We start from the raw sequence: 23,783 nt of genomic DNA, 5'->3' as shown, positions 1-23,783 counted from the left end.
CACCATGACCGCCACCACCATCGCCACCGCCACCGAGACCCTGTCCGGCGAGCGGCGTGACCTCCTCGACGCCCTGGCCAAGGCCCGGTTCTTCCTGCGCTTCACCGCGCGGGAGCTGACCGACGACCAGGCCCGGACCCGGAGCACCGCCAGCGAACTGACCATCGGCGGACTGATCAAGCACGTCCTGCACGTCGAGCGGAACTGGGCGACGTTCATCGTCGAGGGACCGGCCTCGATGCAGTCGAACGACAAGGACTGGGCGGACTGGACCGAGGAGGACTACGCGGAGTTCGCCGACAGCTTCCGGCTGACCGAGTCCGAGACGCTGGCCGGCGTGCTGGCCGAGTACGAGGAGGTCGCAGCCCGGACCGACGCCCTGCTGCGGGAACTGCCCTCGCTGGACGCGATCCAGCCGCTGCCGAAGGCGCCCTGGTTCAGCGACAGCGAGTGGTCGGCCCGGCGGGTGTTCGTCCACATCGTCGCGGAGACGACCCAGCACTCCGGCCACGCCGACATCATCCGGGAGTCCATCGACGGCCAGAAGTCGATGGGCTGATGATCACCGGGCCGCGCGGGCCGGTAGGTCCCATGATCGAAACAGTCCGATCGTGACCCGATCGGCCCGAGCCGTCCGGACGAGGGGGACCTGATGAAGCTGGGCTTCGTCGATCATCATCTGGCCAACTACCACGCCGACGTGTTCCTGAAGCTGCTGCGTTCGACGTACGCCGATCGCGGCGTCGACCTGATCGCGTACGAGTCGGACCCGGCGCCCGGTGACGACTGGTGCGACCGCAACCAGGTGCCGCGGGCGGACTCGATCGGTGAGGTCGTCGACCGGGCCGACGCGCTCTTGATCTTGGCGCCGGACAACCTCGACGCCCATGCCGGGTTCGCGGAGCAGACGCTGCCGGCGGGCAAGCCGGTGGTGTTCGACAAGGTGCTGGCGGACCGGGTCGAGGACGCGCGGATGATCTTCGAGCAGGCTGCCGAGCACGGGACGCCGATCTTCAGCAGTTCGGCGCTGCGGTACGCGGCCGAGCTCGCCGACGCGCCGTCGGGCGGCCCGATCGAGTCCGGATTCGCGCGCGGCTACGGTGCCTGGGCCGGGTACGGGATCCACACGCTGGCCGTGGCCACCCGGATCGGCGGGTTCGGCGTGCGCCGGGTGATCGACACCGGCACCGCCGAGGACCGCAACCTCACCCTGGACTACGGGAGCCACCGGATCTCGGTCGACTGCCACGGCGGCGCGAACGCGGGCGACGTGCTGGGCTGGACGGCCGGATATCGGGTCGGCGGCGAGTGGCGGACCGCGACCGTCGCCGATTACCCGGGCTTCTATCGCCGGACCTTCGGCGTCTACCTCGACTTCTGCGCCGGGGTGACCCCCGATCAGACGCCGCAGCAGGCCGTGGAACTGGTCGCGGTGCATGCCGCCGCGGACAGCTCGCTGGCCGCCGGCGGCAGCTGGATCGACCTCACCTAGACCTCCCGTCCGGCCTTGAACAACTCGGCCATGATCATGCCGAGTTGTTCGGTCAGGGCCTCCTCGAAGTCGAGCGTGCCGTCGGTGTAGCCGCTGGAGGCATGGGTCAGTTCGTGCAGCAGGTCGCCGCAGTAGTCGGCCGGTGTGGCGAGCCGGTCGCGACGGATCACGATCCGCCGCTCGACCGGGTCGTAGAGGCCGTAGATCGTCCGGCCGCTCTCGGACAACCGCATCGTCTCCGAGATCAAGATCTCGTCCACCCCGATCCGGGCCGGCTCGGCTCCGGCGGCGTCGATGATCAATTCCGTGAGCCCGTACACCTTGGATTCGGCGGGCGTCAGGTCCGCGGGATCGACGAACTGGAAGGAGAAGCTGTCGTTCCAGACCTCGCGATAGGCGTCCAGGTCGAGCATCGGCCGCCCCTCGAGATCCTGCAGCTTGCTGATCTTGCTGGCCAGATCGTCCGGCACCAGCACCAGCCGGTAGCCCTCTTCCTGGGCGTACTCGACCTGCGGGCCGCCGAAGGCGAGTTGGCCGGCGGTGACGAAGACGACCTGCTCGTGGCTCGCCAGCACCCGGCAGGCGTGCAGTTTGATCTCGGTCCAGGCCAACTCGTCGTGCATGCCGCCGGTGCGGTAGTTCTCCAGGTCTGCGGCGAGCGGCCGGGCGACATCGGCCGAGCCGCACTGCTTGAGGATCGCCTGGACCCGGTCCGTGTAGGCACCCCGGCCGACGTTGCTACGCTCCCGGTTCAGGGCCTGGCGCAGGTTCTGGGTCAGGCTCGTGATGTTGTACGAGAACAGGAAGTTCTCCTCCTGCGCGACCAGGAGTCCCTTGACGTAGATGTTCGCGGGCTGCCCGTCCGGCCGGGCCAGCACCTGACCGTAGCGGGTCTGCTCCAGCAGGCGATCGCCGCTGTAGCGCAGGAAGTAGCGCTGGGCCGCCGCGACCTCGTCGTCGGTCACGCCGCGCAACCTGATCATGGTCCCCGGCTCGTCGGGCCGGGTCGGCGGCGCCACGCCGGCGTGCAGCGTCCGGATGTCCGGGAAGCCTTCCTTGGCTCGGAGCGACGTGCTGAGATCGCCGTACGGTGAGCTGATCATGACCTCGACACCGCGTCGGTGGAAGACCGCGAGCGCGTCCTTGAGGCCCATCCCGAACTGGCCGATCACGTCGTCGTGGCGCCGCTTCTCGGGGTTCTCGTTCTGGGTCAGGTGCTGATAACGGACACCGCGGCCGAAGTCACGGATCACCCAGGCGTCGCCGTCCTTGCTGATCACCGGCGCGGCCGTGCCGGTGATCGCCTGCTCATCGAGGGCGTTCGCGATCAGTTCCCGGACGGCGAACGACGTCGGCCAGTGCTCCAGGACCTCCTCGATGTTGAGGTCGAAGTAGCCGACCGGCTCGTCCATGATCTCCCTCCCTCCGGCGTTCGGATCCTCGTCCATGGTGCCTGATCGACGTTCGGTGCCTCCAGAATCGTCTGCGCGTACGGGCGGGGAGCATCGGCTGCACGCCGGCGGTCGGCCGTGGCGGACGTACCGGTGTCGACCGAGCGGGGCGTGCCGCCCGGGACCCGGTTTGGTGCTGGTGACGGTCAAGTCCGTCGCGACCCGCGACGTGGCCGCGGAACTGGCCCGGCCTCTGGCACCGGACGCGGTGGTGATCAGCTTCCAGAACGGGCTGGGCAACGTCGACCTGCTCCGGGCTGCCCTGCCGGGCCGCACCGTGCTGGCCGGGATGGTGCCGTTCAACGTCGTGCACCGGGGCCGACGGGCGGTTCCACATCGCCACCTCCGGCGGGCGTGGGCATGCCGGCCGATCCGGCTCTCGGCCCTTACCGGGAAGGGGTCCGGCGGGCCGCGCTGCAGGTGCGCGAGCATCCGGATCTGAGGCCGGTCCAGTGGGCCAAGCTGCTGCTCAACCCCAACAACGCGATCAACGCGCCCTGTCCGGGCTGCCGCTGCGCACCGAGCTGTCCGACCGACGGTACCGGCGCTGCCTGGCTCTGGCGATGGACGAGGCGATTCGGATCAGCCGCGACCGTTCGACGGTTCCGCGACTGTTACAGCGGTCGCGGATGCGACGACGAGTCGCGCATCTGGGTGGGCTCGCGCGGGGTTCCGGAGGGTCGACGAGCCGCGATCGTTCGATGCGTCCGCGATTGCTGCAGTGGTCGCTGACGTGAGAAGGCGGCGCGGATCTGGCGGGGCGTCGCATGGGCCTGGTGGCCCGGATCGGTTCCGGGCTTGTGCGCGACGCGTCTTCTGATCCTCAGACTCAGCCGCGACCGTTCCTCGCATCTGCGATTCTTGGAACGGTCGCGGATGCGAGGACGGGTCGCGGATTCGGGGGAGCGGCCCGGGATTGCGACCATGCAGGGGGAGGAGGCCGGGATGAGGGAGTGTCCGATCTGCCGGAAGCACCGAGGCGAAGGCGACCTGGTCGGGCCGGTGATCTTCGCGGACGAGGTGATCCACGTCGCGCATCGCGCCTCCGGCTCCTTGGGGTACGTCTTCATCGAGCCGCGTCGCCACGTCGCCGGACCCGCCGACCTGACCGACGCGGAGGCGGCTGCGATCGGCGTGGTCCGGAGCCGGTTGGCGCGGGCGCTGCGGGCCGAGCTCGAGGTTCTCGCGGTGCACTCGTTCGTGGCCGGGCTGGCGGTGCCGCATCTCCACGAGCACGTCTTCGCCCGGCATCGCGGCACGCCGGACGACGCACCGTGGTGGCCACCGTGGCCCGGCGCGCCGCAGGGCGATGTCGATGATCTTGTCGAACGGCTGCGCCGGCACCTCCGCTGAGGTGCCGGCGCTCCGGTGCTTGATCAGGCCGCCTTCTTCGGCGTGAGCAGGAGGAAGGCCCCGGCGGCGACCACGGCCACGACGGCTCCGGTCAGGAAGCCGCGGCCGAAGCCGTCCACGGAGGTGCCGGCGATGCTGACCGCCGCCATGCTGGACACGACCGCCGCGCCGAGCGACGCCCCGAACTCGTGGAACGTGCTGACGATGCCGGAGGCGAGGCCGGCCTGCTCCGGCTCGACCTGGCCGAGTGCGGTCGCCGAGGCGACCACGAACAGCGTTCCGGTGCCGGCCGCCGCGACCGCGACCCCGATCACCAGCGCCACCGTCCCGGGGACGAACGCCGGCAGGGCCATGCCGGCGGCCGCGACCAGCAGGCCGGTCAGGCCGAGGGCCCGGGGCCCGGCCCGCCCGAGCAGCCGGCCGGCGAGCTGGGCGCCGGCCATGGTGGCCAGGGCGACCGGCAGGAAGAGCAGGCCGGTGATCAGCGGGTTGAAGCCCCGGTAGTCCTGCAGGTAGAAGGTGCCCAGGAAGAAGACCATGATCATCAGCGCGGTGGCGACCATGATCAGCAGAGTGCCCGTCGCCACCGGCCGGCGGGTCAGCAGCCGGATGTCCATCAGCGGGCTCGGGGTGCGCAGCTGCCGTACCGTGAAGATCACGTAGAGCACGGCCGACGCGCCGATCAGGCCGATGGTGGTCGGCGTCAGCCAGCCGTGATCACCGGCCCGGATCAGCGCGAAGATCAGCGCGCCGGTCGCGGCCGTGACGAGGGCGGCACCGATCACGTCGAGTTTGCCCCGGGTCGCCGGCCGCGGCTGGGCCGGAAGCTGCTGACGCAGCAGGACGAGCAGGATCACGCCCACCGGCACGTTGATGAAGAAGACCCAGGGCCAGCCGGGTCCGGCGGTGAGCAGGCCACCGAGCAGGACGCCGAGGGCGGCACCAGTGCCGCCCAGGGCGGACCAGATCCCGAGTGCCTTGTTGCGTTCCTCGCCGTCGAAGATCGTCACCACCAGGGACAGTGCGGCGGGCGACAGGATCGCCGCGGCGACGCCCTGGCCGATCCGGCCGGCGAGCAGCATCGGTCCGGAGACCGCGAGGCCTGCGGTCAGCGACGCCGCCGCGAACAGGCCGAGCCCGATCAGGACGAGCCGCCTGGCGCCGAACAGGTCGGCCGCCCGGCCGCCGAGCAGCAGCAGCCCGCCGAACGCGAGGGTGTAACCGCTGACCACCCAGGTCAGGGTCTCCCGGGCGAGCCCGAGGTCGGTGCCCACGTGCGGCAGCGCGATCGCGACCACGGTCACGTCGAGGATCAGCATCAGCTGAGCGATGCCGACCATCCACAGGATCCGCCAGCGATGCGGAAGCGCCCCGGTTCCGGCCGGGGCGGAGGCCAGGTGAGTCATCGGAACTCCTTAAGTCGTACATCGATGTTCAGGTTATGTACGATAGCATAACCCGAACAACAGTGTTCAAGTTAGCGAGCGAGGAATCTGTATGGCGGGCACTCAGGAACAGCGGACCAGGGCGCTCCGGGCTGACGCCCAGCAGAACGTCGAGCGGATCCTGGAGGCCGCGATCTCCTGTCTGGGAACGAATCCGGAGGCGAGCATGGCCGAGATCGCCAAGGCGGCGGGCGTCGGCCGGGTCACCCTGTATGGGCACTTCCCGTCCCGCGAGGTGCTGGTCGAGGCGGCGCTGACCCGGCTGCTCGAACGGGGTGAGGAGGCCCTCCGGGGGATCGACCTGACCGGCGACCCGCGGGACGTGCTCGCGGCACTGATCGAGTCCAGCTGGCTGCTCACCGCGCAGGCCGGCTCAGTGCTGGTAGCGGCCCAGGCACTGCTGCCGCCCGGTCGGGTGCACGAGATGCACGCCGAGCCCGAGCGGCGCCTGATCGACCTGATCCGGCGCGGTCAGTCCGAGGGCGTGTTCCGGAAGGACCTTTCGGCGGCCTGGTTGGCCAACGTCGTGCACTACCTGATGAAGGGCGCCGCCGCCGACGTCTCGGCCGGCCGGCTGGACCGGTCCGAGGTGCCGAACCTGATCGCGGCAACCATGGACGGTGTCGTGCAGCCGCGGTTCACCTGACCGCCGCTACCTGAACCGCCACTATCTGAGCGGTACGTCGAACCAGCCACCGATGTCGATCCGGCCGGCGGCGAGCGCACCCCGCCGGGAGCCGACGTTGTCGGCGTGGATCGTGCCGATCAGGACCAGGTCGTCGCCGGGCAGCGCGCGGGCGAGCAGGGTGCTGAGCGAGCGGCCGCGACCCCGGCCGCGGCCGGCCTCGGTGAGCACGAGTTCCGAGACGGTGTAGCCCGGCAAACCGAGCAGTCCATTGGCCTTGACGGCGGCGTAGCCGATCCAGGCGTCGTCCGCGATCACGTCGAACAACAGACCGGCCTCGAGCAACTCCTGCAGCTGCTCCCGGCCGGCGATCGCCGCTTGGCGGGGATGGCACGGGAAACGTGCATCGACCGCGGCGTAGGCCGCCTCGGCCTCGGCATAGTGCTCCAGCGAGGTCGTCGGCTCCAGCCGCAATCCCTCCGCTACCTCAGCGTCGCGGAGCCGGTCCAGCGGCGCAGCGAGGAACCGCTTGTCACCGTCGGCACCCGGGAAATGATCATGAGGCTCGGCACTCCAGATCCTGAGGTAGAGCGGCCTCAGGTCGCCGAAGGTCCGCCGCGCGGCCTCGGTCAGCGGTTCGAGATCATCGATCGTGACGGCTCGGCTGAGCACCGAGGCATCGACGAACGGGAGGCTCGGATCGCCACCCTCGTAACGCATGCTCAGCATCACCATCAGGTCGGGCGTTGCCGGCAGCCACCGGTTCAGCATCACCTCGATCGGGCGGTCCGGCGCGAACCGGTCCCGGCGGATCGTCGCCACTTCCAGATCGGTGGCGAGCATGAGGTCGTCCTCGTGCTCGGCGGCCAGGCCGGCGAGGCGTACCTGATCATCGGCCCAGCCGGCCGTGACCGGATGCTGCTGCGCCAGGCTGAACCTGGCCAGCGTCAGCGCGTCGGGGAGTGGCTCCACGCGGTCAGGGTAGCCCGCGCGGATGATCATGGCGAAAACCTTTGGCGGAAAGGGTTCGGCCGGAGTTACGCTCGTCGGGACAGACCTGCCCCGGGTAGCGCCGCAGTCTTGGACGCACCCGGAGCCAGGAGCCCCGGACGGGTTTCAGCACGCCCGTCCGGCGGCCCAGGCTCCGGGTGCGTTCGTGTTTCCGGGCAGGCGCGACCGCGTACAGGAGGCATCGAATGATCACCGACGATCAACGCGACGAGTTCCGGCGGACCGGCCTGCTCCGGCTGCCCGGCGCAATCGACCGTTCGGCGACGGTCCCGATGGTGAACCGGATCTGGGATCACCTCGGCCGAGCCCACGGCCTGACCCGGGACCGGCCGGAGACCTGGACCATCGACCGCCCGACCGGGCTGCGGGCGATCACCGGACGTCCCGAGTTCCGCGCCCTGGGCAGCCCGGCGATCAAGTCCGCGCTGGACGGCCTGCTCGGCGCCGGGCGATGGACGCCACCACGGCGCTGGGGCCGGTTGCTGATCACGTTCCCAGGGACCGCGGACCATCCGTGGACGGTGCCGAAGGGCGTGTGGCACAACGATTTCACGCCGCTCACCGGTACGCCCGATCCGCGTGCCGTCCAGTTGTTCATGATCCTCGACGACCTGGCACCGGGCGGCGGCGGCACGCTGGTGCTGACCGGGTCGCATCGCTTGGTCGGCCCGTTGATCAGGGACACCGAGGACGGCCCGCACCCGCGCCGGCTGCGGGAGCGGCTCGGCCGGGACCGCTGGCTGCGCGAGCTGTGGCGGCCGGAGCTCGACGAGTCGGCTCCGGAGCGGATCAGGCGGTTCATGATCGACGGCGGCAGCATCGGCGGCGTGCGGCTCCGGGTCGCCGAAGTGACCGGTGCGGCCGGCGACGCGTACCTGATGCACTGCGACACCTTCCACTGCATCGCACCGAACCGCGGCGCCGTGCCGCGGTTCATGGCCACCACCATGATCGGTCACGATCGTGATCAGGAACCGGCGAGCCGGCCGCGGACCGAGTAGAGCGCCGGCAGGCCGGCCGTTCCCGGCGCCTGATCATGCGCCGGGTGCTCGTGCAGGAAGTCGATCATGATCCCGGCCTCGATCAGCGCGCTCACCACCGCGCCCACCGGATGGACCCACTCGTGGGTCTCCCGGTGGGTCAGCCCGACATCGCGCACCGCGTACGACGCGTCGGCCTCGACCACATTCGGCTCGCCGCCGAAGTAGCTCCCGGTCAGCCGGAACCCGGGATCCCGTTCCTCCAGCACCATGGCCAGCGGGTGCACGTCGAGCAGGTAGAAGACGCCGCCCGGCCGGAGCAGCCGGGCACAGGTCCGGGCCCAGGCCGTGAGATCGCTGACCCACATGAGCACCCCGCGCGTGGTGAACACGATGTCGTAGCGGGTGGCGAGGGTGTCCGCGGCGGTGAGCACGTCGGACTGGACGAAGGTGGCCGGAATCCCTGTCCTGGCGGCGAGTTCCCGGCCGATCTTGAGCGACTCGGCCGACAGGTCGACCCCGGTCACCTCTGCGCCCCGGTACGCCAGCGCCAGCGAATCCAGTCCGATGTGGCACTGCAGGTGGCAGATCGAGCGCCCCGCGACCTCACCCAGTTCGCCGCGTTCCGGTTCGGCCAGCCGGTCCGGGTCCGCCACGAAGCGTTCCACCGCGTAGAACTCGGACCTGGCGTGGTGTGGGGCGACCTCGTCCCAGAACGCCTGGTTGATCTTGGTGTGCTCGTTCATGCCGCCATGCTGTCACGGCCGGCTCAGCCGGTCGGACGCCCGGGCAGCAGCCGGGTCGCGACGAGCGCGATCAGCTGGGAGGCGGCCAGCAGGGCGAAGATCAGGGAGTAGCCGATCGGGCCGAGCCCGGTGATCACGCCGACCACCGTGACGCCGGTCGAGGCGGCCAGTTGCACCACGATGAACAGGGACGCGGTCGCCTGGGCGGTGGATTCGGCCGGCACCACCCGGTACACGCTGGCGAATGACGGCGCCGCGACGAGGCCGAACGACAGTCCGATGACGATCATGAGACCGAGCAGCACCGGCACCGGGGCGAAGGAGTTGATCACCGCGAACGCGGTCAGCCCGACCGCGGTCACCGCGGCTCCGGCTCGGGCCAGGACTCGCGGTCCGGTCCGGTCGCTGATCCGGCCACCGTTGGACATCGAGACGATCAGCCCGACCCCGAGCGCGCAGACGAAGAGTCCGCGGGCGATGCCGTGCAGACCGTGCAGTTGCTCGGCGTACAAGGGAAGTCCGATCACCAGCGAGAACATGGTGAACCCGACCATGGCCATCACGATCAGGCTGCCGACGAAGCCGCGGTGCCGGAGCAGTCGCAGGTCGAGCACCGGGGTGCGGGTCGTGGTCCGGGCGTGCCGCACATAACCGGCCAGGAGCAGCACACCGACCACCGCGAGCAAGATCGAAATCCAGGCCGGCGTGCCTGCGCTGGCCCGGTTCAGCGCAAACAACAGGGCGACGAAACCGACCGGGAGCAGGATCAGCCCGACCAGGTCGATCGGCCCGCGCGAACTCTCGGCCGGACGATCACGGGGCAGCAGCCGCACTGTGGCGAGGAACACGATCAGGCCGAGCGGCACGTTGATCAGGAAGATCAGCCGCCACCACGGGTCGGCGTCCAGGGCGGAGCCGAACAGCGGCCCGAGGATCGGCGCCACGTTGATGATCATGGACAGGGTGCCCATCACGCGGCCGACCAGCGGGGCCGGCGCGTTCCGGGCGGTGAGCGCCAGCGCGGACGGCTCCAGCAGGCCGCCACCGAATCCCTGCAGTACCCGAAACGCGATCAGGGCGCCGATCGACCAGGCGAACCCGGCCAGGATCGACCCGGCCACGAACCCGGCCAGCCCGATCAGGAACACGGTGCGACCGCCGTACCGGTCCGCCGCCCAGCCGGCCAGCGGCTGCGCCAGCCCGGCGCTGATCAGGTACCCGACGGTGACCCAGACGACGGTGTCCACATTCGCGTCGAACGTCGTGCCGAGGGTGGTGAGTGAGGCGGCGACGGCGGTGCCGTCCAGCACGGCCATCAGGGCGGCGGCCGCGAGGGCGACCACGATCAGCGTCGTCGTGCGGTCGAGGCGGGTCGCCGGCGCTTCCCGTACCGAATCTACTGTCATGGCAAGGAAACTAAACTAAACCGAGTAGTAAAGTCAATCGTGCGATGCGGTACAGTGGGTTCATGGCAACGGCTGCTCCGACACCGACGACGCGCGGCCTGGGCAAGCGCCAGGCGATCCTCGACGCTGCCGCCGAACTGTTCGCGGACGAGGGCTACGCGCGGGCCAGCATCGACGCGATCGCGGCCCGGGCCGGAGTCTCCAAGCCGACCGTCTACAGCCATTTCGGCAACAAGGAGCAGCTGTTCCGGGAGTCGCTGGCGGAGAGCGCGCGGCAGATCAACGAGCAGTCCTACGCCGCGGCGATCGCGCTCGACGTCGGTCCGGGCTGGGAGGAGAGCCTGCACGAGGTCGCGGTGGAGTTGGTCGAGTGCCAGCGCAGCAGCTGCGCCAGCTCGCTGCAGCGCCAGTTGTATGCCGAGATCAACCGGGACCCCGAGGTGTTCACGATCGTCCGGTCCCGGGGTGCGCAGCCGATGATCGAGGCGCTGGCCGGCCGGCTGGCCATGCTGGCCAACGCCGGCTATCTCGAGATCGACGACCCGCAGCTCGCGGCGAAACAGTTCTTCGCCCTGATCGGAGCCGAGATGCCGGAGCTCACCCGGCTCGGCACGGACCGCGGCGAAGATCGGGTCGTCCGGGCGTCCGTGCAGGCCGGAGTGCACGCGTTTCTGCGTGCGTACCGGGCCTAGGAGGTGGTGTCAGCGGTGGTCGCCGCGAGCGACGCCCAGGCACGCACTGGACGGCGCTCGCCACGACCATCGCTCGACACCACCCTCCTCGTTCCGCGACCTTCGGAACGGATTCGCGCTGAACGCCGGTGGGTGTGTATCTTTGTGCGTCGGCGCCGGGTGATCGGTGCCGTGGTAGGACTCGCCCCTATAGCTCAGTAGGCAGAGCGTCTCCATGGTAAGGAGAAGGTCTGCGGTTCGATTCCGCATGGGGGCTCGGGAGTCATGTCGCCGCCGTACGGTGGAGATGTGAGACCGTGGCGGGGTAGCTCAGTTGGTGAGAGCGCACGACTCATAATCGTGAGGTCGCGGGTTCGAATCCCGCCCCCGCTACCCGTTGATCCAAGGTAAGTCAGCAAGCGCCTGCACCAGGCGAAAGTGAGGAAGTCATGGCCAAGAGCTCCGACGTGCGGCCGAAGATCACGCTCGCCTGCACCGAGTGCAAGGAACGCAACTACCTGACCAAGAAGAACAAGCGGAACGATCCGGACCGGCTCGAGCTGAAGAAGTTCTGCCCGCGCTGCCGGAAGCATCAGGCGCACCGCGAGACCCGCTGAGCTCGCCCATTCCGTCGGTCCCGCTGGTTCTGGTTGCCCACGGCAGCCGGCATCCCGGCGTGTCCGCGGCCCTGGACCAGTTGGCGGCCGCGGTCGCCGCTGAGTCCGGTCCCGAGCGGATCGACATCAGCACTGCTTTCCTCGATCTGACCGAGCCCGATCTGGGCACGGTCGCCGCCGCCCTCGCCGCTGCCGGCCACCGGCGCGCGATCGTCCTGCCGCTGTTGTTCACCCAGGCCTTCCATGCCCGGGTCGACCTGCCCGAGACCGTACGCAAGGCTGCGCAGGACACCGGTCTCGACCTCGTCACCGCCGAGATCCTCGGCACCGGCGGCGACATCGAAGCCATCCTGGTCGACGCCCTGACCGAGGCCGACGTCGAGGAAGAGTCGGTCGTGCTGCTCTATGCCGTCGGCTCGTCGGACCCCGACGCCAACGCCGCCGTGATGGCCCTCGCCTCCCGGCTCGGCAGCCACCGCGGCAGCTGGGACTTCGCCGCCTTCGCCACCTGTGACCCGCGCGCCGACGAGCAGCTGGGCCGGGTCGAGCGGCTCACCGTGCTGCCGCTGTTCGTGTCGCCCGGCCTGTTGCTGAACCAGCTCGAGACAGCCGCCGCCGATCACGACGTCCGGATCCTGCCGCCGCTCGGCAACCGGCTGGCGCCGGTGATCTACGCCCGCTACCGGGCCGCCCTCGCCGCGTCCTAGGCCCGGCGGGACAGCCGGCCGGTGACCGGATTGCGGGCGGTGACGCAGTAGCGCCGGCCGGCCGGGTCGGCCAGCGTGATCCAGTGCGGGCCGTCGGCCAACCGCTCCGCGCCGAGTTCCTGATGCCGGGCCGCCTCCGCCTCGCGATCGGCGCAGGCCAGGTCCAGATGGGCCCGGACCGGGCTGTCGGCCGGGTCGCCGGTGCGTTGCAGCAGGATCCGCAGCGGCAGCTCGTCGGGCCGGGCCAGGTAGCCGAACTCCGGCCGGGATCCCGGCCGGTGCGGCCAGCCGGTCAGCTCGGACCAGAACACGGCCTCGCTGTCGTACCGCTCGGTCGGGATGTCGAGGCAGAGCTGATCGACCAGCGACCCCGGCCGCCCGTACGGCAGCGACCGGAACCGCTCGCCGTGATGGGTGACCAGGCAGAACGGAAACCCGCCCGGCGAGGCCGCGACGATCAGCCCCGGCTCCCGGAAGCCGATCGTCGCCCCCAGCTCCACCGCCCGGTCACCGGCCCGGCCGATGTCGGCCACGTGCAGATCGAGATGGTTGCCCGGCTCGCCCGCCTCGGTCAGCTGGACCCGCAGATAGGAGTCGCCGTCCGGTGGCAGCAGGGTGGCGAACTGCCCGCGATCGCCGCGGTACGCCGACAGCCCGGACCCGGTGACCCGCTGCCAGAACCGGACGACCGCGCCGAACGTCTCGGCCGGGCCGTCGAGAAAGGCGGTCAGCCAGGCGATCATGGCACGGGCCTAGTCGACGGGCGCGGTCGGATGGCTGTGGACGAAGTCCTCGACGGTGAGCAGGTGGTAGCCCATCTGCAGCCGGGCCCGGTCCGGGTCGTGGTGCTCGAGCGCCTGCCAGATCGCGCGGTGTTCCCGGTGCGCCCGGCTGATCTGCCCCTCGCTGTGCAGGCCCATCCAGACCCGGGCCCGCGCGGTCCGGCTGGCCAGCGCCTCGATCAGCGCGGCAAGGGTCGAGTTGCCCGAGCTGCGCGCGATCACGCCGTGGAACCGGATGTCGGCCTCGACGAACGCCTCGTGGTGATCGCCGGACCCGCCGACGACCAGCGGCTCGACCGCGTCCAGGATCGATTTGGCCTCGGCCAGCGCGGCCTCGTCGATCCGGATCGCCGCCCGGCCGGCCGACTCGGTCTCCAGGATCCGCCGTACCGCATGCGCATCGGCGCGGTGCTCCGGCGTCTGCAGGTCGACCATGAAGCTCATCGGCGCCAGCAGCAGCGAGGAGTCGAGCGAGGTCACGTAGGTGCCGTCGCCCTGCCGGGTCTCCAGCACGCCCATGATGCAGAGCGCGCGGACGCCCTCGCGCAGCGAGCCGCGGGAGACGCCGAGGTGAGCGGCGAGATCCTTCTCCACCGGCAGCCGGGAACCGGCCGTCAGCTCGCCGGTCGTGATCATCTGCTTGATGCCGTTGAGGACGACGTCCGTCTGCGACGCCCGGGGTGGCTCCGTTGCCGTACCGCCCGCCGCCGCACTGCCCGGGCCCGCCGCCGACTCGATGCTCATCTGACACATTATGGTCGATTCACCAGTGGCGACGTTGAGGCGCTGGTCGCCGTGGCTGCCGCCGGCCGGGATCGGTTAGCGTGTGGCGCGTGCCCATCTCCAGCGAACATGCCGGGCGGACCTACCCGCCGACTGCGCCGTACGAGGTGTCCGCGGCCAAGATCGGCGAGTTCGCCCAGGCCCTCGGCGATGCGAATCCGGCCTATGCCGGACCGGATCTGGTCGCCCCGCCGACCTTCGTCACGGTCGTCGTCCAGCCCGCCTGGCAGCTGATGTTCGACGACCCGGATCTCGGGATCGCGCTGCACCGGATCGTGCACGCCGAGCAGCGGTTCAGCTATCAGCGGCCGCTCCGGCCCGGTGATCGGGTGACGGTCGCGCTGACCCTCGATCAGGTACGGAATCGGGACACGGCCGACTTCATCACGGCCTCGGCCCGGGTCGAGACCGTCGAGGGCGAGCACCTCTGCACCGGCACCGCGGTGTTCGTCCACACCAAGGTGGCGGCATGATCACGCCGGTCGAGGTCGGCACCGAGCTGGAGCCGCTGACCGTGCGGTTCACTCGGGAGACTCTGGTCCGCTACGCGGGCGCCTCCACGGATTTCAACCCGATCCACTACTCGGAACGGTCCGCGACGGCGATCGGGCTGCCGGGGGTGGTGGCGCACGGCCTGCTCACGATGGGGTCGGCGCTGCGGCTGGTCACCGACTGGGTCGGCGATCCGGCCAAGATCGACAACTACCGGGTACGGTTCACGAACCCGATCGTGGTCCCCGACGATGCGGACGGCGCGACCATGATCGTGACCGGCCGGGTGACCGGTGTCGACGGCGACAAGGTGACCATCCAGCTGGACGCGGTCTGCGACGGCGTCAAGGTGCTCGGAGCCGCGAAGGTGGATGTTGATCTTGGGCGTTGACGCGACGACCGCCGACGCGGTGAGCACCCGGTTGGCCGATCACACGACGTTCCGGGTCGGCGGCCGGGCCCGGGACCTGATCGTCGCCACCAGCGAGGCCGAACTGGTCGAGGCCGTCACCCGGCTGGACCGGGACCGCGCCGACGTCCTGGTGCTCGGCGGCGGTTCCAACGTGCTGATCGGCGACGACGACTTCGACGGCTCGGTGATCAAGATCGCCACCCGCGGTGTCGAGGTGGACGACGGCGGTTGCGGCGGCGCCGTGGTCCGGGTCGCCGCCGGCGAGAACTGGGACGCCTTCGTGGCCACCGCGGTCGAGCGGGAGTGGTCCGGGATCGAAGCCCTGGCAGGGATTCCTGGCCTGGTCGGCGCGACCCCGATCCAGAACGTCGGCGCCTACGGGGCCGAGGTGAGCCAGGTGATCGCCAGCGTCGAGACGATCGACCGGAGCACCGGACAACGCGCGCGGTTCGCGGCCGCCGACTGCGGCTTCGGCTACCGGCACTCCCGGTTCAAGGCCGAGCCCGGGCGCTACCTGGTGCTGGCCGTGACCTTCCAGCTGCCGCAGGGCTCCCTGTCGGCCCCGATCCGCTACGCCGAGCTGGCCCGCGCCCTGGACGTGGCGCCGGGGGACCGGGTGCCCGCCGCGACGGTGCGCGAGGCCGTTCTGGGCCTCCGGGCCGGCAAGGGGATGGTGCTGGACGCTGATGATCATGACACTTGGAGTGCCGGGTCCTTCTTCACCAACCCGGTGCTGACCGCCGAGCAGGCCGACCGGCTGCCGGCCGACGCACCCCGGTTCCCGGCACCGGACGACAAGATCAAGACCAGCGCCGCCTGGCTGATCGATCATGCCGGCTTCGGCAAGGGGTACGGCACGCCGCCGGCGACGCTGTCCACCAAGCACGTGCTGGCGCTGACCAACCGCGGCGGGGCGCGGGCGGCCGACCTGATCGAGCTGGCCCGGGAAGTGCGGGCCGGCGTCCGCGCGACGTACGGGATCGAACTGGTGCCCGAGCCGGTGCTGGTCGGGTGCACCCTGTGAGTCCCGCAGCCACCTCGGGAGTGGTCCCGGCCCCGGTGACGCCGGCCTCGGCGACCCCGCCGACCGGGGCCGTCTGGGCGCCGCTTCCGAAACGGGTCCGCCTGGTGCTCAACGGGACCGAGCACCCGATGGAACCCGGCCCGGGCGGCTGGTGGCTGCCGACGGCCGGGATCACGGTCGGCCACGACGACGAGTACGGTTACCGGCTGGACGACGACACGGTGTCCGACGGGGATGGGGTGCTGCCCGACCCGCGGTCGCGGCGGCAGCCGAACGGCGTGCACCAGGCGTCCCGGGGCTACGACCCGAGCCGCTACGCCTGGAACGACCAGGACTGGACCGGCCGGCAGCTGGCCGGCGGCATCGTCTACGAACTGCACGTCGGCACCTTCACGCCGGACGGCACGCTGGACTCGGCGATCGAGCGGCTCGATCACCTGGTCGAGCTCGGCGTCGACCTGGTCGAACTGATGCCGGTGAACGGCTTCAACGGCACCCACAACTGGGGCTACGACGGCGTCGCCTGGTTCACCGTGCAGGAGGACTACGGCGGCCCGGAGGCGTACCAGCGGTTCGTCGACGCCTGCCACCGGCGTGGTCTCGGCGTGGTCCAGGACGTCGTCTACAACCATCTCGGCCCGAGCGGGAACTACCTGCCGCGATTCGGCCCGTACCTCGATCAGGGCCGCGCCAACAGCTGGGGCGAGTCGGTCAACCTGGACGGACCGGCTTCGGACGAGGTACGCCGCTACATCATCGACAACGCCCTGATGTGGCTCCGCGACTACCACGTGGACGGGCTGCGGCTGGATGCCGTCCACGCACTCCGGGACACCCGGGCGACCCATCTGCTGCAGGAGCTGGCGATCGAGGTGGATGCCCTGAGCGCGTACCTCGGCCGGCCGCTCAGCCTGATCGCCGAGTCCGACCTCAACGACCCGCGGCTGATCACGGCGCGCGAGGCCGGCGGCTTCGGCCTGGACGGCCAGTGGAGCGACGACTTCCACCACGCCCTGTACGTGAACCTGACCGGGGACACCTCCGGCTACTACGCCGACTTCGGGTCGCCGAGCTCGCTGGCCAAGGTGTTCACCGCCGGCTTCTTCCACGACGGGACGCCGTCGTCGTTCCGCGGCCGCGCGCACGGCCGGCCGTTCGACGTGCACCGGACTCCGGCCTGGCGGCTGGTGGTCTGCTCGGACAACCATGATCAGATCGGCAACCGGGCCGACGGCGCCCGGCTGTCCGGCCGGCTTGATCAACGGCAACTCGAGCTGATGGCGTTGATCACGCTGCTCGGCCCGTTCACGCCGATGATCTTCATGGGCGAGGAGTGGGGGGCCCGGACCCCCTGGCAGTACTTCACCAGCCATCCCGAGCCGGAACTCGCCGAGGCGGTCGCGAAGGGCCGGATGGCCGAGTTCGCCGCGATGGCTTGGGACGTTGCCCTGGTCCCCGATCCGCAGGACCCCGAGACCTTCCGGAGATCCAAGCTCGACTGGTCGGAGCGGAATCAGCCCGAGCAGGCCGCGCTGCTCCGCCGCTACCGGGAGTTGATCATGCTCCGGCGGAGTCGGCCCGAGTTCACTGATCCGCGGCTGGACCGGGTGCTGGCCGAGGCCGACGACGAGCAGGGCACGCTGCTGATCCGGCGGGACCGGCTGCTGATCGTGATCAACTTCTCCGCCGGCGAGGCGGCGGTGACGACCGGGCCGATCGGCGAACCGCTGATCACGGTCGGCGACGTCGCGGTCGCGGGGGAGACCCTGCGGCTCGGACGGCACAGCGCGACCGTCGTCGAGCAGCCGAGGGCCTGACCGGGCCGGGCCGTGGCGCGCTATCAGGTCCCGGACCCGCTGCGGGGGCTCGCCGCGTTGGCGATCTTCGTCGGCTTCTTCCTGTTCCTGTTCGGCACCCCGATCCTGTTCAGCCCGCATGAGGTCGACTGCGACGGACAGGCGATGCGGCCCGGCCAGGTCTGCGGCCCCAACGCCCTCACCGGCGGTGGAGGCGACCCGTACGAGGTGATCGTGCAGGAGAACGCGATCCGGCGCTGGATCGGCTATTCCGGAGTGGTCCTGGTCGGCTGGGGTGCGTTGACCTTGATCATCGCGGCCGTGCTCGCCCGCCGGCCATGATCCGCAGTCCGGGATCGGCGACAAGCCGAGTTCAGAGCGCATAGTCCTCCCGGTTCGGACGAAGGCTGCCGAGCAGGTCCCAGGCCAGGCGGCCGTGCCCGGGCTGGGTCCCGTTCAGGTCGGTGAAGCCGTAGGCCCCGGCCAGGTCCTCGGTCTTCACCGCCCGGCCGTTCCACCGGGACGGGTCCGGGTCGGCGGCCAGGGCGACGACGCCACGGCCGGTGTAGCGCGGGGTCTGCGAGGCGAGCCAGCGGGCCGGGCGATGATCTTGATCGTCCCAGTACCAGTCCTGCCAGTTGTCCTCGGTGACCCCGTGGCGCTCCAGCATCGCCTCCGACCGCAGCCAGCCCGGTGAGATCGCGACCCCGGTGATGCCGTGCGGCCCGAGCTCCGCCGCGTACGCCAAGGCGAGCCGCATCGCCGTCTTCTTCGGCAGGTCGTAGAAGAGATGATCATGGTAGTTCTCGGGTTGGCCGTCGGTGATCTCGACCATCAGTCCGCGGCCTCGGGCGACCATCCGTGGCGCCGCGTGCCAGCTGGCGATGATGTGGGTGTCCACCGCGTTGTGCAGGATCTCCAGCCCGGTCGGCAGGTCCTGCTCCCAGAAGGGGCTGCCGAACGGCCCGAGCAACGGGTCGCCGCCCCAGATGTCGTTGACCAGCACGTCCAGTCGGCCGTCCTGCTCCTGATCGATCCGGTCGAACAGGTCCGCGACCTCCTCGAGCCGGGTGTGGTCGACCCGGACCGCGATGCCGGTGCCACCGGCCGCGGTAACCAGGTCCGCAGTCTCCTCGATCGTCTCCGGCCGGCCCATCGGCGACGGCGTGCCCCGGCTCGACCTGCCGGTGCAGTAGACGGTGGCGCCCGCTGCGCCCAGTTCGACGGCGATGCCGCGACCGGCACCGCGGGTGGCGCCGGTGACCAGCGCGACTTGTCCACTCAGCCTTGAGTCCATCGCCCCACCGTACGAAGGGGCACTGACAGTGGTCCGGGCTTGACGGTGAACACGGACGAGGTTAGCCTTCCCTTACTCGCTGTAGAGAGCGGGTGCCGGCCGAGTGATGAGTACGACTCGGTGTTTCGGTGGCACATCCTCCCTCGGGAGGAGCGCGTCGGTCGGTCGGCGCGGCCTGGTGCGGGGGGTCGCGCCGGGCCGCGCCAGGGCCGCGCCAAGCTTGCAGGGATCGGCGGTGGTGGCGAGCCGATAGAATCGCGCACGCATCTACTCCCCCTGACGAGACATGAGATGGAACCGCGGCCATGACCCTTACCGAGCTCGATCACGACGCCATCACCCGGCTGCACACGGAACAGCAGACGGCCTATGCGGACCTGAAGGCGCGCGGGCTCAAGCTCGATCTCACCCGCGGTAAGCCGTCGGCCGAGCAGCTCGATCTGTCCAACGCGCTGCTGACGCTGCCCGGCACGGACTACAAGGACGCCGCGGGTGTTGACTGCCGCAACTACGGCGGGATCGAGGGCGTCACGGAGCTGCGGGCGATCTTCGCCGAACTGCTCGGTGTGCCGGTCGAGCAACTGATCGCCGGCGACAACGCGAGCCTGGCGATCATGCACGACACGATCGCCTTCGCGCTGCTCAAGGGCTTCCCGGAATCGGCCGGTCCGTGGGCCGCCGAGAAGATCAAGTTCATCTGCCCGGTGCCCGGCTACGACCGGCACTTCTCGATCTGCGAGCAGTACGGCATCGAGATGATCAACGTCGACCTCGGCGAGCACGGTCCCGACCTTGATCAAGTACGCGAACTGGCCAAGGATCCTTCCGTACGGGGGATCTGGGCGGTTCCGACCTACGCCAACCCGAGCGGCTCGATCTACACCGAGGAGGTCACCCGCGCGCTGGTCTCGCTGGAGGCGGCCGCCCCGGATTTCCGGATCTTCTGGGACAACGCGTACGCCTTCCACCACCTGACCGAGACCGACGCGCCGGTGCTCGACGTGCTCGGCCTGGCCGCCGAAGCCGGCCACCCGGATCGGGTGTTGATCTTCGCCTCGACGTCCAAGATCACCTTCGCTGGCGCCGGGGTCTCGTTCTTCGCGTCCTCCCCGGTCAACATCGCCTGGTACCTCGGCCTGCTCGGCAAGCGCACCATCGGCCCGAACAAGATCAACCAGTTGGCCCACGCGCGCTACCTCGGCAGCGCCGACGGCGTCCGCGAGTTGATGGCGAAGCACCGAGCGATCATCGCGCCGAAGTTCGAGCGGGCCGAGCAGATCCTGCACGACCGGCTGGACGGGCACGGGGTGGCCGCCTGGACCGAGCCGCAGGGCGGCTACTTCATCAGCCTGGACGTGGTCGACGGCACTGCGACCCGGGTGGTGCAGCTGGCGAAGGAGGCCGGCATCGTGATGACCGGGGCCGGCTCCGCGTTCCCGTACGGGAAGGATCCGCGGGACCGCAACATCCGGATCGCGCCGACGTTCCCGACCCTGGGCGACGTCGAGCAGGCGATCGACGGTCTGGCGACCTGCGTCCTGCTGGCCGCCGCTGAGCAGCGGTTGGCCGGCTAGCCGGGAGGGTGGCCGCCGGTTCGACTCCGGTCGCATCGCGCGGCTATACTCCTGCACTTGGTGGCACTCGCCATTGTTTCGGCACGCCCGTCACGTCAGACGGACACCGCCGGGGCAGGGGAGAGGTCCCCGAAGGGCAATAGCTCAATTGGCAGAGCATCGGTCTCCAAAACCGAAGGTTGTGGGTTCGAGTCCCTCTTGCCCTGCGGAACGATCAGTAGCTGACGGAGGAAAGCGTGGCGGACGACAAGGACAAGGGCCCGGCGGACGAGCCGGACCTTTCCGCCGGCGACCCCGAACGTCAGTCGGAGGAAGAGAAGCAGGAGGGCCCCGAGTCCGAACGGACCGAGGAGCCCACCAACGAGGACCTGAAGGCGGCCGCCGAGAAGTCGGCGGACGAGTCCGATCCGGAAACCGGTGACGACGACTCCGACGACGCCGCCGATCAGGAGAAGGAACTGGTCTCGGTCGGCGCCGCCAGCAAGACGCAGAGCGAGGGCGGCCGGTCCGAGAGCGCGGCGTCCGGCGAGTCCAAGGGCCGACAGAAGAAGACCGAGGCGACGCCGAAGCAGCACAAGGGCGACAACCGTCCGCGGCGCACCGGTCCGATCACCCTGATCAAGGAATCGATCGCCGAGCTGCGGAAGGTGGTCTACCCCACCGGGCCGCAGTTGCTCACCTACTTCGTCGTCGTGTTGGTGTTCGTCTTGTTCATCATCGCCGTTGTGAGCCTGCTCGACCTCGGCTTCGGTTGGGTGATCTTCCAGATCTTCGGCAACTGACCGGCCTACGACGAACAGAAACCCAACGGATAGACGGAGAAACGACGTGTCAGAGAACTTTTCAGCGCCGCGTTCCGCCGAGGACGACGAGCCGACCGGCTCGCTGCCCGGCGCGGAGCCGCTGGAGAGCGACGCGTCCGACGATGCGGCGCAGTCCGGCAACCACAACGGCGAGGGGTACAACCTCTCGCTGGAGACTGACCAGCCGCCGAGCAACGACGAGATCGCCATCGACCTCGGCGGCGAGAGCTTCGGCCGCGAGCAGGAGGACGAGGTCGGGATCAACCTCGACTTCGGCGGTGAGGACAGCGCTCCGGCCGAGGACGAGGCCGATCTGAACCTGGACTTCGGCGAGGCCGAGGACGAGGAAGCCGACGAAGAGGAAGACGAGGACGACGAGAGCGGCCCGGACGCCGAGTCCGTCGCGCTGGAGTCCTTCCGCTCCGAACTGCGGTCCAAGATCGGCGACTGGTACGTGGTGCACACCTACTCCGGCATGGAGAACCGGGTGCTGCAGAACCTCGAGAACCGGGTGTCCTCGCTCAACATGGAGGACTACATCTTCGAGGTGGTCGTACCCACCGAGGAGGTCACCGAGATCCGCAACGGCCAACGCAAGCAGGTCAAGCGGACCGTTCTCCCCGGCTACGTCCTGGTCCGGATGGACCTGACCGACGAGTCCTGGTCGACGGTACGGCACACGCCGTCGGTGACCGGCTTCGTCGGGCACTCCAACCAGCCGGTGCCGCTCAGCCTGGACGAGGTGGAGAAGATGCTCGCCCCGTCCGTGGTGGCTGCGGCCACGGCGACCAAGGAAGGGCCGGCCCGCAAGAAGAAGAAGGTCGAGGTGGCCGATTTCGAGGTCGGCGACTCGGTCATGGTGGTCGACGGCCCGTTCGCCGGGGTGCACGCGACGATCACCGAGATCAACGCCAACAGCCAGCGGCTGAAGGCCCTGGTCGAGATCCTCGGCCGGGAGACGCCGGTCGACCTGACCTTCGCCCAGATCCAGAAGGTCTGAGCGACCAACAGCCCCGGGCAAGCCCGCCCGGTCACGCAAGCAAGCACAACGAAGGACCCGAGAAGTCATGCCTCCTAAGAAGAAAGTCGCGGCGCTGGTCAAGGTCGCGCTGCAGGCCGGTTCGGCCACCCCGGCCCCGCCGGTCGGTACCGCGCTCGGCCCCCACGGCATCAACATCATGGAGTTCTGCAAGGCGTACAACGCCGCGACGGAGTCCATGCGTGGCAACGTGATCCCGGCCGAGATCACCATCTACGAAGACCGCACCTTCAGCTTCATCACGAAGACCCCGCCGGCGGCGGAGTTGATCAAGAAGGCTGCGGGCGTGCAGAAGGGATCCGGCGTCCCGCACAAGGAGAAGGTCGGCAAGATCACGGCCGCTCAGGTGCGCGAGATCGCCACCACCAAGCTGCCCGACCTGAACGCCAACGACGTCGAGGCTGCGGCCAAGATCGTCGAGGGCACCGCCCGTTCGATGGGCGTCACGGTCGAGGGCTGAACCTCACTCAGAGATTGCCTGGGAGGGCCTGCGCGGTCCGTACCAGAACTGGTCGATCACTCATGATCACGAATCGAAGGAAACCAGCAGAATGAAGCGCAGCAAGGCCTACGCCGGCGCGGTGAAGGCCATCGACAAGGACAAGCTCTACGGTCCGGACGACGCGATCAAGCTCGCCAAGGCGACCACCACGGTCAAGTTCGACGAGACCGTCGACGTCGCGATGCGGCTCGGCGTCGATCCTCGCAAGGCGGATCAGATGGTCCGCGGCACGGTCAACCTCCCCAACGGTACGGGCAAGACGGCACGGGTCCTCGTCTTCGCCACCGGGGACAAGGCCGAGGCGGCTCTGGCCGCCGGTGCCGACGAGGTCGGCTCGGACGACCTGGTGGAGAAGGTGCAGGGTGGCTACCTGGACTTCGACGCCGTCGTTGCGACGCCGGACATGATGGGCAAGATCGGCCGGCTCGGCCGGGTGCTCGGCCCGCGCGGCCTGATGCCGAACCCGAAGACCGGCACGGTCACCGTCGACGTGGCCAAGGCGGTCACCGACATCAAGGGCGGCAAGATCGAGTTCCGGGTCGACCGGCACTCCAACCTCCACTTCATCATCGGCAAGGCGTCCTTCTCGCCGGAGCAGCTGAGCCAGAACTACTTCGCCGCTCTGGAGGAGGTGCTGCGGCTCAAGCCGAGCAGCGCCAAGGGCCGCTACATCCGCAAGATCACGCTGTCCACCACGATGGGTCCCGGCATCGGCATCGATCCGAACCGGATCAAGCCGGACGCCGACTGACCCTCCGGCAGCCTCAGCAGTCGA

At 69.8% G+C, this 23,783-nt stretch carries 27 protein-coding genes and 3 tRNA genes; 22 read left to right on the top strand and 8 right to left on the bottom strand.

The window, feature by feature from the left end; all coding sequences use genetic code 11:
* Window positions 1–4 precede the first annotated feature (4 nt).
* The gene (locus BKA15_RS13045) at window positions 5–559 is read left to right on the top strand and encodes a DinB family protein (RefSeq protein ID WP_179751375.1); all 555 of its coding nucleotides are present in this window, start codon (window positions 5–7) and stop codon (window positions 557–559) included.
* 93 nt (window positions 560–652) lie between these two features.
* Window positions 653–1,492 (top strand): Gfo/Idh/MocA family oxidoreductase, encoded by an 840-nt coding sequence (locus BKA15_RS13040; RefSeq protein ID WP_179751373.1) that lies wholly within the window; start codon window positions 653–655, stop codon window positions 1,490–1,492.
* Here the strand turns inward: BKA15_RS13040 and BKA15_RS13035 are convergent.
* Entirely contained in the window at window positions 1,489–2,904 is a 1,416-nt protein-coding gene (locus tag BKA15_RS13035; RefSeq protein WP_179751371.1) for an ATP-binding protein, read from the bottom strand. The two genes, BKA15_RS13040 and BKA15_RS13035, sit on opposite strands and share 4 nt — an antisense overlap.
* Window positions 2,905–3,082: 178 nt before the next feature.
* On the opposite strand from BKA15_RS13035, the gene BKA15_RS34845 reads away from it, so the two are divergent.
* Both BKA15_RS34845 and BKA15_RS13025 read left to right on the top strand, forming a co-directional pair.
* Window positions 3,083–3,385, top strand: coding sequence for a 2-dehydropantoate 2-reductase N-terminal domain-containing protein (locus BKA15_RS34845; protein WP_218871284.1), 303 nt, complete (start codon window positions 3,083–3,085; stop codon window positions 3,383–3,385).
* A 503-nt stretch (window positions 3,386–3,888) separates the two neighbouring features.
* A complete protein-coding gene (locus tag BKA15_RS13025; RefSeq protein ID WP_179751369.1) occupies window positions 3,889–4,296 on the top strand; it encodes an HIT family protein in 408 nt (135 codons plus the stop codon).
* Between the two features lie 23 nt (window positions 4,297–4,319).
* On the opposite strand, the gene BKA15_RS13020 is transcribed toward BKA15_RS13025, so the two are convergent.
* Window positions 4,320–5,702 carry an MFS transporter gene (locus tag BKA15_RS13020; RefSeq protein WP_179751367.1) on the bottom strand — a complete coding sequence of 461 codons (1,383 nt, stop codon included), beginning with the start codon at window positions 5,700–5,702 and terminating at the stop codon, window positions 4,320–4,322.
* A gap of 91 nt (window positions 5,703–5,793) precedes the next feature.
* On the opposite strand from BKA15_RS13020, the gene BKA15_RS13015 reads away from it, so the two are divergent.
* Window positions 5,794–6,387 carry a TetR/AcrR family transcriptional regulator gene (locus BKA15_RS13015; protein ID WP_179751365.1) on the top strand — a complete coding sequence of 198 codons (594 nt, stop codon included), beginning with the start codon at window positions 5,794–5,796 and terminating at the stop codon, window positions 6,385–6,387.
* A gap of 21 nt (window positions 6,388–6,408) precedes the next feature.
* Here BKA15_RS13015 and BKA15_RS13010 read toward each other — a convergent pair whose 3' ends face one another.
* Complete coding sequence (locus BKA15_RS13010) at window positions 6,409–7,338, bottom strand: hypothetical protein (protein ID WP_246322334.1); 930 nt, start codon at window positions 7,336–7,338, stop codon at window positions 6,409–6,411.
* Window positions 7,339–7,562: 224 nt separating this feature from the next.
* Here BKA15_RS13010 and BKA15_RS13005 point away from each other — a divergent pair, with 224 nt between their 5' ends.
* Window positions 7,563–8,378: a phytanoyl-CoA dioxygenase family protein gene (locus BKA15_RS13005; RefSeq protein WP_179751363.1), complete on the top strand. Its 816-nt coding sequence runs from the start codon at window positions 7,563–7,565 to the stop codon at window positions 8,376–8,378.
* Here the strand turns inward: BKA15_RS13005 and BKA15_RS13000 are convergent.
* On the bottom strand, window positions 8,345–9,103 hold the full coding sequence (locus BKA15_RS13000) for a class I SAM-dependent methyltransferase (RefSeq protein ID WP_179751361.1): 759 nt from the start codon (window positions 9,101–9,103) through the stop codon (window positions 8,345–8,347). The genes BKA15_RS13005 and BKA15_RS13000 overlap by 34 nt on opposite strands.
* Before the next feature lie 23 nt (window positions 9,104–9,126).
* Entirely contained in the window at window positions 9,127–10,509 is a 1,383-nt protein-coding gene (locus BKA15_RS12995) for a DHA2 family efflux MFS transporter permease subunit (protein WP_179751359.1), read from the bottom strand.
* Window positions 10,510–10,571: 62 nt separating this feature from the next.
* On the opposite strand from BKA15_RS12995, the gene BKA15_RS12990 reads away from it, so the two are divergent.
* The 5 genes from BKA15_RS12990 (at window position 10,572) to BKA15_RS12970 (ending at window position 12,504) form a co-directional block, all read left to right on the top strand.
* On the top strand, window positions 10,572–11,201 hold the full coding sequence (locus BKA15_RS12990) for a TetR/AcrR family transcriptional regulator (RefSeq protein WP_179751357.1): 630 nt from the start codon (window positions 10,572–10,574) through the stop codon (window positions 11,199–11,201).
* Window positions 11,202–11,384: 183 nt separating this feature from the next.
* Window positions 11,385–11,457, top strand: a tRNA-Thr gene (locus BKA15_RS12985).
* Between the two features lie 42 nt (window positions 11,458–11,499).
* Window positions 11,500–11,573 (top strand) — tRNA-Met (locus BKA15_RS12980).
* Window positions 11,574–11,629: 56 nt separating this feature from the next.
* Entirely contained in the window at window positions 11,630–11,797 is a 168-nt protein-coding gene (gene rpmG, locus BKA15_RS12975) for a 50S ribosomal protein L33 (protein ID WP_179751355.1), read from the top strand.
* Window positions 11,752–12,504, top strand: coding sequence for a sirohydrochlorin chelatase (locus BKA15_RS12970; RefSeq protein ID WP_312879686.1), 753 nt, complete (start codon window positions 11,752–11,754; stop codon window positions 12,502–12,504). The genes rpmG and BKA15_RS12970 overlap by 46 nt, the downstream gene beginning before the upstream one ends.
* On the opposite strand, the gene BKA15_RS12965 is transcribed toward BKA15_RS12970, so the two are convergent.
* Window positions 12,501–13,247, bottom strand: coding sequence for a VOC family protein (locus tag BKA15_RS12965; protein WP_179751351.1), 747 nt, complete (start codon window positions 13,245–13,247; stop codon window positions 12,501–12,503). The genes BKA15_RS12970 and BKA15_RS12965 overlap by 4 nt on opposite strands.
* 9 nt (window positions 13,248–13,256) lie before the next feature.
* Window positions 13,257–14,030 carry a FadR/GntR family transcriptional regulator gene (locus BKA15_RS12960; protein ID WP_179751349.1) on the bottom strand — a complete coding sequence of 258 codons (774 nt, stop codon included), beginning with the start codon at window positions 14,028–14,030 and terminating at the stop codon, window positions 13,257–13,259.
* A gap of 89 nt (window positions 14,031–14,119) precedes the next feature.
* Here BKA15_RS12960 and BKA15_RS12955 point away from each other — a divergent pair, with 89 nt between their 5' ends.
* Genes BKA15_RS12955 through BKA15_RS12935 form a run of 5 tightly spaced genes read left to right on the top strand, consistent with a single transcriptional unit; the run spans window position 14,120 to window position 18,135 of the window.
* Complete coding sequence (locus BKA15_RS12955; RefSeq protein WP_179751347.1) at window positions 14,120–14,542, top strand: FAS1-like dehydratase domain-containing protein; 423 nt, start codon at window positions 14,120–14,122, stop codon at window positions 14,540–14,542.
* Complete coding sequence (locus BKA15_RS12950) at window positions 14,539–14,952, top strand: MaoC/PaaZ C-terminal domain-containing protein (RefSeq protein WP_179751345.1); 414 nt, start codon at window positions 14,539–14,541, stop codon at window positions 14,950–14,952. Before BKA15_RS12955 ends, BKA15_RS12950 begins: the two co-directional genes overlap by 4 nt.
* Window positions 14,942–15,997, top strand: a complete 1,056-nt coding sequence (locus tag BKA15_RS12945; RefSeq protein ID WP_246322333.1) for a UDP-N-acetylmuramate dehydrogenase — start codon at window positions 14,942–14,944, stop codon at window positions 15,995–15,997. Before BKA15_RS12950 ends, BKA15_RS12945 begins: the two co-directional genes overlap by 11 nt.
* Window positions 15,994–17,814 carry a malto-oligosyltrehalose trehalohydrolase gene (gene treZ, locus BKA15_RS12940; RefSeq protein WP_312878998.1) on the top strand — a complete coding sequence of 607 codons (1,821 nt, stop codon included), beginning with the start codon at window positions 15,994–15,996 and terminating at the stop codon, window positions 17,812–17,814. The genes BKA15_RS12945 and treZ overlap by 4 nt, the downstream gene beginning before the upstream one ends.
* Window positions 17,815–17,826: 12 nt before the next feature.
* Entirely contained in the window at window positions 17,827–18,135 is a 309-nt protein-coding gene (locus BKA15_RS12935; RefSeq protein WP_179751341.1) for a hypothetical protein, read from the top strand.
* A gap of 31 nt (window positions 18,136–18,166) precedes the next feature.
* Here the strand turns inward: BKA15_RS12935 and BKA15_RS12930 are convergent, their stop codons facing one another.
* Entirely contained in the window at window positions 18,167–19,090 is a 924-nt protein-coding gene (locus BKA15_RS12930; protein ID WP_179751339.1) for an SDR family oxidoreductase, read from the bottom strand.
* Window positions 19,091–19,395: 305 nt separating this feature from the next.
* Here BKA15_RS12930 and BKA15_RS12925 point away from each other — a divergent pair, with 305 nt between their 5' ends.
* From BKA15_RS12925 to rplA, 6 genes are all read left to right on the top strand, one after another.
* Entirely contained in the window at window positions 19,396–20,664 is a 1,269-nt protein-coding gene (locus tag BKA15_RS12925; RefSeq protein WP_179751337.1) for an aspartate aminotransferase type Ic, read from the top strand.
* A gap of 133 nt (window positions 20,665–20,797) precedes the next feature.
* Window positions 20,798–20,870, top strand: a tRNA-Trp gene (locus BKA15_RS12920).
* Between the two features lie 30 nt (window positions 20,871–20,900).
* The gene (gene secE, locus BKA15_RS36850; protein WP_312878996.1) at window positions 20,901–21,446 is read left to right on the top strand and encodes a preprotein translocase subunit SecE; all 546 of its coding nucleotides are present in this window, start codon (window positions 20,901–20,903) and stop codon (window positions 21,444–21,446) included.
* Between the two features lie 190 nt (window positions 21,447–21,636).
* The gene (nusG, locus tag BKA15_RS12910; RefSeq protein ID WP_179758436.1) at window positions 21,637–22,467 is read left to right on the top strand and encodes a transcription termination/antitermination protein NusG; all 831 of its coding nucleotides are present in this window, start codon (window positions 21,637–21,639) and stop codon (window positions 22,465–22,467) included.
* Window positions 22,468–22,534: 67 nt separating this feature from the next.
* A complete protein-coding gene (gene rplK / locus BKA15_RS12905) occupies window positions 22,535–22,966 on the top strand; it encodes a 50S ribosomal protein L11 (protein ID WP_179751335.1) in 432 nt (143 codons plus the stop codon).
* Window positions 22,967–23,057: 91 nt separating this feature from the next.
* Complete coding sequence (rplA, locus tag BKA15_RS12900; RefSeq protein ID WP_179751334.1) at window positions 23,058–23,759, top strand: 50S ribosomal protein L1; 702 nt, start codon at window positions 23,058–23,060, stop codon at window positions 23,757–23,759.
* Window positions 23,760–23,783 lie beyond the last annotated feature (24 nt).

It is taken from the genome of Microlunatus parietis, assembly GCF_013407955.1.
In the GTDB taxonomy this organism is placed as follows: Bacteria; Actinomycetota; Actinomycetes; order Propionibacteriales; family Propionibacteriaceae; genus Microlunatus; species Microlunatus parietis.
Note: the sequence above shows the minus strand (reverse complement) of the source record. Positions and strands in the feature narration are given on the sequence as shown.